The sequence below is a fragment of the Alcanivorax borkumensis SK2 genome (assembly GCF_000009365.1).
Lineage (GTDB): Bacteria > Pseudomonadota > Gammaproteobacteria > Pseudomonadales > Alcanivoracaceae > Alcanivorax > Alcanivorax borkumensis.
Genome location: NC_008260.1, coordinates 834,272 through 846,717 on the forward strand (window position 1 = coordinate 834,272; position 12,446 = coordinate 846,717).

Annotated in this window: 9 protein-coding genes; 1 reads left to right on the plus strand and 8 read right to left on the minus strand. The window is 56.2% G+C overall.

Features of this window, described 5'->3' with window-relative positions; genetic code table 11:
* Nucleotides 1–80: 80 nt before the first annotated feature.
* The 8 genes from ABO_RS03825 to ABO_RS03860 all read right to left on the minus strand — a co-directional run bounded on the left by ABO_RS03825 (nucleotide 81) and on the right by ABO_RS03860 (nucleotide 10,246).
* Nucleotides 81–3,578, minus strand: a complete 3,498-nt coding sequence (locus ABO_RS03825; protein WP_011588025.1) for a translocation/assembly module TamB domain-containing protein — start codon at nucleotides 3,576–3,578, stop codon at nucleotides 81–83.
* Nucleotides 3,575–5,335, minus strand: coding sequence for an autotransporter assembly complex protein TamA (locus tag ABO_RS03830; protein WP_011588026.1), 1,761 nt, complete (start codon nucleotides 5,333–5,335; stop codon nucleotides 3,575–3,577). Before ABO_RS03830 ends, ABO_RS03825 begins: the two co-directional genes overlap by 4 nt.
* A gap of 68 nt (nucleotides 5,336–5,403) precedes the next feature.
* On the minus strand, nucleotides 5,404–6,057 hold the full coding sequence (locus ABO_RS03835; RefSeq protein WP_011588027.1) for a response regulator transcription factor: 654 nt from the start codon (nucleotides 6,055–6,057) through the stop codon (nucleotides 5,404–5,406).
* A complete protein-coding gene (locus ABO_RS03840; RefSeq protein ID WP_011588028.1) occupies nucleotides 6,054–7,256 on the minus strand; it encodes a HAMP domain-containing histidine kinase in 1,203 nt (400 codons plus the stop codon). The genes ABO_RS03835 and ABO_RS03840 overlap by 4 nt, the downstream gene beginning before the upstream one ends.
* Nucleotides 7,257–7,391: 135 nt before the next feature.
* A complete protein-coding gene (locus tag ABO_RS03845; protein WP_011588029.1) occupies nucleotides 7,392–8,009 on the minus strand; it encodes a class I SAM-dependent methyltransferase in 618 nt (205 codons plus the stop codon).
* Nucleotides 8,010–8,020: 11 nt separating this feature from the next.
* Nucleotides 8,021–9,241 carry a hypothetical protein gene (locus ABO_RS03850; protein WP_011588030.1) on the minus strand — a complete coding sequence of 407 codons (1,221 nt, stop codon included), beginning with the start codon at nucleotides 9,239–9,241 and terminating at the stop codon, nucleotides 8,021–8,023.
* 194 nt (nucleotides 9,242–9,435) lie between these two features.
* Nucleotides 9,436–9,735 (minus strand): PA4642 family protein, encoded by a 300-nt coding sequence (locus ABO_RS03855; protein ID WP_011588031.1) that lies wholly within the window; start codon nucleotides 9,733–9,735, stop codon nucleotides 9,436–9,438.
* A gap of 136 nt (nucleotides 9,736–9,871) precedes the next feature.
* Nucleotides 9,872–10,246: an HU family DNA-binding protein gene (locus ABO_RS03860; protein WP_011588032.1), complete on the minus strand. Its 375-nt coding sequence runs from the start codon at nucleotides 10,244–10,246 to the stop codon at nucleotides 9,872–9,874.
* Nucleotides 10,247–10,614: 368 nt separating this feature from the next.
* Between ABO_RS03860 and aspS the strand changes: the two genes are divergently transcribed.
* Entirely contained in the window at nucleotides 10,615–12,378 is a 1,764-nt protein-coding gene (gene aspS / locus ABO_RS03865; protein ID WP_011588033.1) for an aspartate--tRNA ligase, read from the plus strand.
* The last annotated feature ends 68 nt before the right edge of the window (nucleotides 12,379–12,446 follow it).

Genomic DNA, 12,446 nt, shown 5'->3' on the forward strand with positions numbered 1-12,446 from the left:
GGAAAGGCGGAAAAGTGCGTGCTTTCTACAGGAGGCTTTATGCTACCTGGCGGCTAGTAGCTCAGCGCTAGTCGCTGCTGTTACCTCAGTTCTTTCTCCCAGATCACATCAATGCTGTTAGCTTCGCTGCTAGAGCGTGCTTCCAGGTGCAAGCTTCGTGTCAGGGTGTAGCGCAGGATGACGGTGGAAATGGCGTCGAACAAGCCTACCGCATAGGTCAGATATAAGCGTTCTGAGAGTTGTTTGCCGAGCATCAGGGCAGCGTCATCGCTTTCCCAGTCGCTGCCGACGCTGATCTCATCTACCCCCAGTTTGTCGCCGATTTTCTCGGTGACACCACTGCCTCTTTCCAGCCCGTACAATGCCAATGCCTGGGCGATTTTATTACCCTCGCTCTTGGAGCCGCTTTCTAATGGTCGTCCGGTGAGCAGATAAGACATGGCCTGGCTTTGTTCCATGCTGGGGTCAGAAAACAGTGATGCATTCGGTTCTTGCAAGGTGCCACTCAATTGCACACCCGCCACGACCCCTTCGCTGGGAATTTTGCGGATGGCGCGAATATCTAGGCCGGGGTTCTCCGGCGGCCCTTGGAAAATCAGCTGGCCGTCGCTGATGGCCAGGTTCTGACCGTAGGCTCGGTAGCGCCCTTCGAGGATGATTAGCTCGCCATTGAGTTGTGGTGGACGCTGGGGTTTCTGTTCCACTTGCAGAGCGCCTCCGAGCATGGCATCGAGCCCGAACCCATTAAAATGCACCTTATCTCCCAGGGTCAGGGTTACATCCATGGCCAGCGGAAGAGGAGTGGTGCTGTCCGCCTGTTGGTGCACCAGTACTTGGTCTTTGCTGACGGTGATGGCGCCTTCTGGAATTTCCACTGGGCTAATTTCGGCTTCAGGTATGGTCAAGGAGCCGCTTAGGGTCAGCCCTTCCAGTGAGCCTGTCAGAGTCAGATCCGGTGTTAACAAAATGCGAGCATCGGGCCGGTCGGCGGCGAGAAGACGGTCGCCGCTGAGGGTAAGTTGCATGGGGATATTCGGCTGGCTGGGATCCACAGCACCATTAAGTGCCACGGTGTTCGATCCCATTTGCGCAGAACCGATGATATCCAGCTGGCCCTGGGGGTTACCCTGAATGGCTACCTGTACATCGGCTATATCCACTCCGAGGAAGGGAATCAATGTTTGCCCATTCTGCAGCGTGATAGCACCGTTTATGATGGGTTGGCGGAGACTGCCGGCCAGGGAAAAGTCGCCGTTGATGCTCCCTTTAACTTCACGGAGGTCGGCGGTGAACAGTTCCACGAAGGCTAGGCTGCTCAGATCAAAATTCACGTCGCCTTGCAACGTGGCGTCGAGCCCCAGCCCATGTTCCAGTTGTGCATGGGCATTGCCTAGCGCGGTGGTCAGGGTTAGCGCGCTGTTGACTCGTTGATTGGCCAGGTTGCCGTGCAGGCTTAGTTGTTTGATTTCCAGCGGAGGGGGCGCATCCGCCGTATTGATGGTGATATTGGCCTCTCGGCTTTGCAGGGCAAACTGACCTTTCGGGTTGTCCAGCGGACCCTGCACTGAAAGGTTCGCATCGACGGTGCCCTCCATCGATAGAGTGGGGCCAAGCAGAGTATTGATCAGGGCCAGTGGCAGGTCGGCCAAGCGGGCTTGAGCTTCTAGGGTATTGGCGGCGTGATTACCTTGCAGACACAGGCGGCTGGGGGCCTGAACCAGGCAGAACGGACTCAAAGATTGTGACTGGGCCGATAGGCGCAGGGTGCTGTCGGTATCCTGTTGCCAGATGCCGAGCTGAAGGTGTTGTAGCCGGGTGTCGGCAAGAGTGCCTTGCCATGTGTTACCTGCGGTATTCATGCCCCCCTGCAAACGGGTGTTCAGTTCCACCGTATCGCGGCGGGCGCTAGCGGTGAGTTGGTGCTCGGCCCAAGTGCCGTCGGCGCTGAGGGCAAAAGTGCCGACGTGCTCGGTGTTGGCCTGCGTTAGCTGGTGACCGTTCAAGGTGAGTGACATCGATCCTGGTTGGGATGTCTGTGGTAGCCGTAATTGCGAAAAACGGCTTTGCATTTGATCCAGAGACCAGTCTTGCCAACTTAGGTTATTGCCAGTGAGCTGGCCGCTGAGGGCGGGGTCGTTGTAACGGCCGTTAAGTTGAATTTGCCCTGCCACGCTGCCTGCCAGGCCGGGGTAGAGTTGTTCTAATCGTGTGAGGTTCAGCTTGCTGCGTAGTTGCCACTGTGGCCATACCTGGCCATTGGCTTGAAGCCAGTTATCGCCCCAGCGTCCTTGGCTGCGTAACTGCAGTTGTTGTTTGCCATTGGCCGTCTGGCTTTGCACTGTACTGGTCACGGATAAAGGTTGTTGGCGAACGTCCCCGCGCAGGGTGAGCTCACTGGGAGACAGGGACCAGCGGTCGCCGTCCCACTGTCCTTTGCTGTGGCCGTCGATGGCCAACTGGCCGGGCAAAAGTGGATGCAGCAGGGCGGTATCCAGGTCGCCGCTTAAATCCAGATCCCAACTTAACGGACTGAACAGGACTTGCCCGCGGCTGCCCAGCGTTTGCTCGCCGTCCTTGACGGTTAGGTCGTGCAGAGTAATGCCGCCGGGTATCAGGGCGCTATCCAGAGTGATTGCTACCTTGCGCTCCCCACTGGCGAGGCCAGTGTGTCCTTTCAGCTGCAGTGCGTCGAGTGGCCCATGGGTGCCTAGCTCCCCTTTGCCCAGCGCCAACGGTTGCGGCAGGGTTAGCGGCAATGCTTGAGCGGGCCAGTGGTGCTGTAAAGCGATTTGCCACTGGCCATCTTTTAGCAGCCATTGCCCCTGGCTTTGCAGTTTCACCGGGCCGCTAAGCTGGTGATGGATCTGGAGCTGACTCAATGGGCCGGTCAGGGTGAGCTGGCCATTGGCATGGCTAGCTTGCAGGGTGTCGCTTTCGGGTAGCGGCAGAGCCCAGCTGGCGGTGCCCTGCACATCAAAGGGGGCGGTGAGTTTGCCCTGGGCGGTGGCTTGTACGTTGGCGCCGGCTAAGGTGAGGGTTTGCAGGCGGGCGATCTGGAAGCGCCGCCAGGCGGCCAGGTTGTCTGCTTCCAGCTGGCGAATCAGAACAGTGTCGTTTAGCTGGAAGGTACCCACGGTGAGTGCGTCGATGCGGATACCGAAAGGCAGTAGCAGGCTATCGGGCAGGGAGTCCGGTTGTGGCGGGGTATCATCGGCGGGCGGCAAGGTAACGTGCAAGGTCCCCAGTGAGAGCGACGTCAGTTCCAGCCAGCCTTTCAGTAGGGCGTGCGGTGCCAGCTCAGCGCTGAGCTGGTCCAGGCGGATATTGAGTTCCTGATAGCGGTAGTCGATATGGTTCAGGGTGATCCCGCTGAGCAGGCTGCCATGCCACTCACCCACAGTAAGTTCGCCGGGGATAAAGGGGGTAGCTTGTTCCAGTATCCAGCGGTTGCCGGTGGCGGTGCCCAGCAGCAACGCCAGGGCCAGGAGGCAGACCAATAACAGGCTGAGCAACACCAGCAAGCCGCGGGTCAGTATTTGCCCCATGGCAAAGCCGTACAGGCGTTGGCGGCTGATCATAAGTCTGGCCCCATGCTCAGGTGCACCCGCCAGTCGCGATGCTCATCCACAGCTCGGGCCATGTCCAACCGGATGGGGCCCAGTGGCGAGCGCCAGCGAATACCCAGGCCGGCACTGTGGCGGGCTTCAAATTCATCGAATTCATTGAAGGCATTGCCGGCATCGGTGAACACGGCCAAGTGCCATTTTTCAGTAAGTGAGTGGTCGTACTCCAGGCTGCCAGTGGCCTGGTTGCGCCCGCCGATGACCTCGCCATTGCTGTCTTCAGGGCCCAGAGAGTCATAAGCGAAACCACGCACACTGGAGTCGCCGCCGGCGAAGAAGCGAATAGAGGCGGGGAGTTCGGTCACATCAGTAACTTCGGTATAACCCAGGTCGGTACGCATCAATACGCGCCCGCCCAGTAAGGGAAAAAGAATTTTTGCGCCACTGGTGAACTGAAAAAAGTCCGCGGTGGATGACAGGCTCTGGGTAGCAAAACGCATGGCGGTGCTGAGACGCCAGCCGAAGGTAGGGTAGACCGGGTCGTCGGCTTTGACGCGGCTTAACTGGAAACCGGGTATCAACAATTCGGCTTGATCTACTTGGTCTGCGATTTGATAAGTCTCACGCAGGAACTCCAGGGAGGTGGTCGCTACCCAGTGATTTTCCAGCTCGACGATATAATCGGCCCCAGTGCTCCAGCGTTCGTTTTCGTTGCTGTCGGTGTTTTCGTTGATAAAACTGGTGTGCAGATCGAGCCGTTCATGGAGCGGGTCTTTGAGCGGAATTTGGTAGCTCGCCCCGGCGCCCTGTTGCACTTTAGACAGTTCGGTTTCTGCCCGGAAGCGGTGCCCCGCTTCGTTCACCCGGCGGTTTTCCACGCCCAGCCTCACCCGCGGCCCGGTATCGGTACTGACACCTATGCCCGTGAGTAGCGACCAACGGTTGTTGTCGGTGAGCGTAATGCTGACGGGAATCCGGCGGGTGGTGTCGTTGGGCTTCCCTTTTTGAACCTGCACCGCGCTGAAATAGCCGGCGCCCAAAAAAGCCTGCTGGGTTTGTAACATGCGACCACTGTCGTAGGGCTCGCCTTCCTGAAAACTTACATAGGCGTTGACCAGCGAACGCTCAAGCACGCTGCCGGTTAGGCTGATCTCGCCGAAGTGATAGCGCGGCCCGCTGTCCACATGAAGGGTGATGCTGGCGCGGTGTTGTTTGGTATCCACCTCGAGGGTGTGCACGGTCAGTTCGCCTTGAACATAGCCGCGGCTGATCAGGTGCTGTTGCAGGCTTTTCTTCAGGTTGCTGTAGCGATCATGCTGAAGCCGTTGGCCGATGGCCAACTGGGTTTTTTCCAGCAGCGTGGAGAACGCCGGATCCTGGGCTGCATCGCCAGTAATTTCCACTTTTAGGTGCGTGAGTATCACCGGGGGGCCAGTGTTCACATCCAGGGTGAAGCTGACGCAATTGCTGTTTTCATCGGTGGACAGGTTTAGCTGGCTATCGTAATAACCCATAGCCTGTAATGCACCGGTGCTGTTGGCAATGATCTGCCGGCGAATCAGCCCATATTGGGCCTGGGGGGGGTGGCAAGGGTAGCGTGAGAGATCGATCAGGGCCTGTATATTATGAGTCACCGCTTCGCTGGCGTTGCCGGTAATTTCTAGGCTCGGCGCGGTTTTGCTGAACGCGAGAGCAGGCAATAGCATCAGTAGTATTAGGGCGATCGCCCTGCTCTGCCATTTGTGGTGTCGATGGTGCGCCAAGCTCTGCATCCCTGTTCGTGTCAGCCCACAGTGTAAGCCAAGGGGAAGGGGAACGAGAACCTTAACGGTGAAGGTGGTTAGCCTTGTGGGGTGGGTTTGTTGGCAGTAGGGCTAACGTGCTGCTCTGTTTGTTTTTCTTGTGGAGCCTCTCTCTGAGAGTCACGTAAATAGTCGCTGGCGCTGGGACGCTTTTTCAACCGACGCTGCAGCGTGCGGCGGTGAATACCAAGGGCCTCTGCCGCACGCGAGATATTGCCGTTGTGGGCATCCAGAGTACGCTGGATGTGTTCCCACTCTAGCCGTTGCAGTGATGGAGGGCTGTCGGGTAGAGGTAAGGTCTGGCTGGCAGGGTCTGCATTAAGCGATTGCAGAATGTCGTTGGCACTCGCGGGTTTGGTCAAATAATTGTGGGCGCCACGGTGGGTGGCGGCGACGGCGGCGGCAATGCTGCCGTAGCCTGTGAGCAGAATTACCCGACAGCGGGGAAACTGTTGCCGAATCGGTTCGATCAGATCAAGACCGTTATCGTTTCCCAGATTTTGATCGAGAATGGCGCCATCGGGTGGGGTGCCCTGTGCGTTGAGTTCAGCGATCACGAGTAAGGCCTGTTCGCGACTGTGAGCGACATGAACTTGGATGCCATGACGACCCAGAGCCCGTGCGGTTTGCTCAGCCAGTAGGTCATCGTCTTCTACTAGCATCAGGTGGCGGATGGAAATGGCGTTGCTCATGATCCAGCTCCAGGGCTATCGGTGTGGGCCCAGTGAATTCGGGCTTGGGTCCAGCTATGACCAAAGTCCATTTCCAGTTCAGCGCCAATGTGTGCCAAGGCGGAATGCACTAAGGTCAACCCCATGCCAAGACCTTCGCGTTCTGAATCCGGGTGGGCTGGGCCATCGTCACTGAGTTGCAGCCGGTATTGCGATGCATGGTCGCTGACGATGATATCCAAGCGGGTGGCGCCTGCATCCATGGCGTTATAACCCAGATTACACAGTACTCGGTACCAGCTCTGACTATCGACCACAATGGGGTCTGCTTTCAACGTATGCGTCACGCTGAGCGTAGGGGCCAGATGACGCAGGTGCTGTTGTAATCGCTGTATCAGTATGCTCAGCGGCAGCCCGGATTCTAGCTGAGCTTCATTGCCTTGTTTAAGACGGTTGGCCACGTTGCGGGCCAGGTGATCCATTTGTTCCACTTCTGGACGCAGGGAGTCGGGCATCTCGGGAGCATGGATAAGGTTATCGGCCAGCATCACCAAAGTGCCTAACGGGGTGTTCAGTTCATGGGCCTGATCGGCCAAGGTCGCAGCTACTTGGTACATGTGCTCACGGCGACCGGCTAGATCCAAAGCCTGTTCTTGTTGCTTTTGTTGTTGCTGTATTAGCCGTTGAATTACTTGTCCGAGCACACTGAGCATGACTAGTAGGGCGATAAAAACAGCCGCCATTCCGGTGCTGTGAAGACCGCTGAGTTGATGAGTGAGAGCGTGTAGCGGGCTGTTCATGGCGGGCATTTGGTACCAGCTTAATGACACCATGTATCCTGCTAAAGCTAATAGCGCCACCAGTATGCCGTTGGCCATGGGTAAAGTCAGGGAGGCCATCAAGGCGGGCACTAATAAATAAAAGGAAAGGGGGTTGCCGGCACCACCGAAGCCTTGAATCAAACCAGCAAACAAAATCGCGTCCATGGCCAATTCCAACGTCAGCAATTGGCTGTGGCGCTGGGAAGGGGCTTTGCGAGTGAGTAGGGTGACAAGGTTTGGTAATAACAGCGCGCCCAGCCAGCCTAGTTCAGCCAGCTGATAGCCACTGTGGCCGAAACGTTGCAGCACGATTAGGGCGAGTGTGATGGCCAGTACTAGCAGGCTGCGCAGCCAGATGAGACGCAGGCGCCAGTTTAATAAGGGGGGGCGGTTATCCATGGCCGCTATTGTAACGGTAAATTGGGGTGCAGAGGTGTGGCAGTTTGTCCCGCTGAGTAGGGCGCGAGTTAAAAGTTGAAACCCGAATTAACGCGCGTTCCAACTTTTAACGTTGAGCTTTTTTGTTGCGCCTCTTCAGGGCCGCAGCAATCGCCCTTCGTATAGCTCGCCAGCAAAGGCGGGCAGTTTGGGGTGGCGATGCTGGCGGGCAGTATCGGCCTGGAAGCCCGCGCGCTGGAAAATGCGCGCGGTATCACGGGTGAGCTGGCAGCCGCAAGCTAACGGTTTCCAGGCCGGATTCAAGGTTTTCTGTAGGCGCTGTATCCAAGGACGTTCGCTGAGAACATGCTCTAGCGATAGCAGACTGCCGCCTGGCTTAAGGACGCGGAACGCTTCCTGCGCGGCCTGATTCGGATCCGGGATGGTGCAGAACACTAGGCAGGCAATCACGGTATCAAAATGTTGATCAGGATAAGGCAGCTGTTGAGCGTCGCCTTCCTGGATGTGGAAGCGTTCGGGTGCGACGCACTGTTGCGCACTGTCGTGGGCCAAAGCAAGCAGCCCGCCGGCGGGTTCGATGCCGTGAATTTCCGTGGCGGCAGGGCTGTAAAAAGGAAAATTGGCGCCGGTGCCGACGCCCAGTTCCAGAACCCGACCCGTGGCTTGGGCGAGTAAACGTTGGCGGTCCCGGTAAACTGGGCGGGTAGCCCAGTTCAGTAATACTGGGAACAGCTTGTCTTCATAAAGAGACATGGGGTTGCCTGTTAGTTGCGTTTTGGGAGGATGTATTTTTCCGGGTTATTGAGCATCTCCATGCTCAGCGGATCGCTGATGATGCTGGTCAGGTTCCGATCCGTCTTCTTGCTGTACTTGCGACGCAGTTTCTCGAATTTGCGAAAACTACGGAAGTTCAGCGCATACAGCCTTACTTCCTGTAAACGTTTGTAGGAATACATGACGTCCAGCGCATCCATGGAAAATTCCGGGCGAATTTTCATGGCTTTTTCCAAATAACTGATTGCTTCATTTAGATCGCGTTTGCGATTCATGTAGATCAGCGCATTAGCGTATTCGTAATTGACGATGGGAATGTCCGGGGCGAGTTTGAGCGCGTCAGCAAAAGATTCTTGCACCGTGGTGGTTCGTGCGCCGTAAGTCATGCGGCCGGTGAATTTGCCCACCCGGCGCATGATGCCGGCGTCCACACCGGCACGGAAGGCATGCCCCAACGGCTGATCGGGCATGATTTCAACCACTTCTTCCGCACTGTTCTTGATCTTGCCGATATAGCGTCGGGCGACAACGATCGGTACCGGTGACTCTTCGGCGATACGAGCGATGGCGTAGGCGTATCCCAGCTTAATAGAGGCAACAATGGGGGCAACGGCCGGATCGTCAGCCGCCTCCTCCATGTCGTCGAAGTATTCCTTTGCTTGGTTGGCCACGTCCTGGAGCATCATGTACTTGGTACTCTGGCGGTCAGCCAAGTAGATAGCGTACATCAGCTGGGAAAACAGGGCGGGAATCTTACCGATGGGGCCTAGTTGTAAGCCCTCTTCGCGGGCTTCCTGAAAGTCACCGGCAAAGAATTTACGCCAGACTCGCAGACTACGTGCTTCAAGTGCCTGGTAATCGCCATCCCAACCTATGATGCCTTCTTTCATGAAGGGATACTTCGTGAACTGTTCTTCCATGTAGGCAGCAGAAGGGTAAGGTACCTTCAGGCCGCGTACCAAGTATTCCCACTTGTCACGTATCTGCTTGTCTGTGTAGGTGAAATAGCTTTTCTTGTAAGGCACTTCGTTCCATTTTTCGACGAAAATACGCTCATCCACCGGGATGTCCTGCATTTGCAGTTCTTCTGGAGAGACGTCGTCTATGTCATCTTCGGCCTTATCATCGCTGGCCGCATGGAGTTGCAAGCTGATCGCGCAGAATGCGATTAGGCACAGGGAGCGCCAAAAGGGTGCAGAATATGCTGCCATGGTGTTTTACAGCTCTTGTTGTTGTGTTTGTTGGCGAACAAATTTGCCGGGCATAGATCGCCCGTAATTGAATAACAATGCCACGCAGGCGGGATGTGGACAAGCTCTACCCAGTATGGGTTGGTGTGCAGGGACGTCGCGTTATTGTGCCGGCCCGGTTTGTGCCGGCCCGGCAGAGGGAGAAGGGAGGAAACTCAGGCGGTGGCGCCAGCGTCGCGCAGAGCCTGCGCGTATTTCGCCCCTTTCGGGTGTTGGTCAATCAGGGATAGTAGGGTGCGGCCTTGTGGATCGCGAGCATCCAAGTCCCGGTTCTGGTCCTTGAAAAATGCCAAGAAGCGGGTGAAATCCTCGGCGCGAAGGGCGCGGTAAGCTTTTTCCAGTACGTGGAAGTCCCCGTTTACACCCTCCTCGGGAGAGAAATCCAGGAACACTGCGATCTGCTCATCGGTCATCGGCTCGCCGATCACCTTCTGTTTGTCTTTACGTTCAGCCATGGGGTTCTCCTCCGTGTGCGGCGCGCATTATAGAGGGTTGCGGGCTTTGGGGGCCAGTGTAGGGCGACAAGTTGGAGTGAGGATAAACGGAATCAATGCCCACCGGGCACCGGGCACCCGGTGGTAGAGCTTGAATTTAGGCGGTCATGTCTTTCAGTTTCTTTAGCGGACGAACCTTGACCATGGTTCGGGCAGGTTTGGCTGCGAAGGTAGTCGCTTCCCCGGTAAAAGGGTTGATGCCTTTACGTGCTTTGGTGGCAGGTTTTTTCTGGGTCACGATTTTCAGCAACCCCGGTAGCGTGAACTGGCCGGCACCACGCTTTTTCAGGTGGCCTTCCATAATGTCGTTGAGTTGGTCGAAAACAGCGTTCACGTCTTTCTTGGTCAGGCCGGTGGTTTCGCTAATCTGATTGATAATCTGAGTCTTATTCATCGGTTCGGTGATGGTTTTCACCTTGCGAGCTGCTGTAGCACTGGACGCTTTAGCCGCTGTCTTTTTTTTTGCAGCCATGAATTACTTACCCCTTTTTAGTGTCTTTTTGATGTCGTATTGGCCCCGTAATGCTACGGATGACCGGCGATGCTGCCTCGTTAGCTTCGCCCCTGGATTGCGCAACGCAGAGGGTCTTTAACTAAGGTTCGCATCTTTTATATGCCATGGGTTTTCAGGGCACAAGGCGTAGATACACTCTTTTTAAAGGTATTTTGTGAAATTAGGTAGGCTTGTGCCCCGTTCGGCAGTGAATCGCCGTCTGGCATGGCTCGGGGGCCGTTGAATCGCTATACTATGGCGCCTTTTTCAGTGGTCCGGCTTCGGGGTGGCTTCAGCCAGCCTTTGATCGCCGGGCGGCGTAATCAGAATACAAGCGGATTTTAAGCATGCGAAGCCATTATTGCGGTGATTTGCGAGCCTCCCACGACGGAGAAACAGTAGAGCTTTGCGGTTGGGTCAGTCGCCGCCGTGACCACGGTGGGGTGATCTTCCTCGACCTGCGTGACCGTAATGGTCTGGTGCAGGTGGTGTTTGATCCGGACACTGTGGATGCCTTCGCGCTGGCTGACAAAGTACGCAGTGAATATGTGGTTCGCTTGAGCGGCCGGGTACGCATGCGTGACGAATCAGTGCGTAACAACAAGATGGCCACTGGTGATATCGAAGTCTTGGGTAAAGAGCTGACGATTCTTAATGAAGCGGAGACCCCGCCATTTGAGTTGGATGCCCACTCCGCCGCCGGTGAAGAGGTGCGTCTCAAGTACCGTTATATGGATCTGCGTCGTCCGGACGTGTTGAAAAACTTCCAGTTCCGTTCGCGCCTGACTCATGTTGTGCGCGCCTTCCTGGAAGGCGAGGGTTTCATGGATGTGGAAACGCCGATTCTGACCCGAGCGACGCCGGAAGGTGCACGGGATTACTTGGTGCCCAGCCGAACGCATCCGGGTAGCTTTTTTGCGTTGCCGCAGTCTCCGCAGTTGTTCAAACAGCTATTGATGGTGGCGGGCTTTGATCGCTACTACCAGATTGCTAAGTGTTTCCGTGACGAAGACCTGCGAGCCGATCGCCAGCCAGAATTTACCCAGATTGATTTGGAAGCTTCCTTTGTAGAGGAAGAAGACATTATGGGCATTACCGAACGGATGGTGCGTTCGGTGTTTAAAGAATTGCTCAGTGTAGACTTACCGGATTTCCCGCGCATGCCATTCTCCGAGGCCATGCAGCGTTTCGGGTCCGACAAGCCTGACCTGCGTATTGCATTGGAGCTGATTGATATTGCCGACCTGCTTGCTGGCGTGGACTTTAAAGTGTTCTCCGGCCCGGCCAACGACCCGAAAGGTCGTGTGGCAGCCATGCGAGTGCCCGGTGGATGCAGCCTGTCGCGCAAGGATATCGATGGCTACACCAAGTTTGTCAGCATCTATGGTGCCAAGGGTTTGGCTTACATCAAAGTCAACGACTTGGCAGCCGGCGCTGAAGGTCTGCAGTCTCCGATCCTGAAGTTCCTGACCGAAGATGCGATTAAAGGCATCCTTGAGCGCACTGGCGCCGAGACCGGCGATCTGATTTTCTTCGGTGCTGATAAGGCCAAGATCGTTAACGAAGCGCTGGGTGCTCTGCGCGTCAAAGTGGGCCATGACTTGAATTTGGTCGAGGGAGAATGGGCGCCATTGTGGGTAGTGGACTTCCCCATGTTCGAGGAAGACGAAGGGCAATACCATGCGTTGCATCATCCCTTCACCATGCCCAGCTGTAGCGCGGAAGAGCTTAAGAGTAATCCGGGCGAGGCGTTATCGCGGGCCTATGACATGGTGCTTAACGGTACTGAGCTGGGTGGCGGTTCCATCCGTATCCATAGCCCAGCCATGCAACGCACTGTATTTGAAGCGCTGGGCATTTCTGATGAGGAAGCCGAGGAAAAATTCGGCTTCCTGCTAGACGGTCTGAAATACGGCGCCCCGCCCCACGGTGGCCTGGCGTTTGGGTTGGATCGCATGGTGATGTTGATGACTGGTTGTGAATCAATTCGTGATGTGATCGCTTTCCCGAAGACGCAAACGGCGGCGTGCACTATGACCAATGCACCGTCACCGGTGGACAACAAGCAGCTGCGTGAAGTTGGCGTACAGGTACGTAAAGAAGAAGGTTGATATAGGAGAAACGCAGGCAGGTATCACGCATCACGCGAAGAGGCGTGCCAGAGACGTGTTGCGTGACG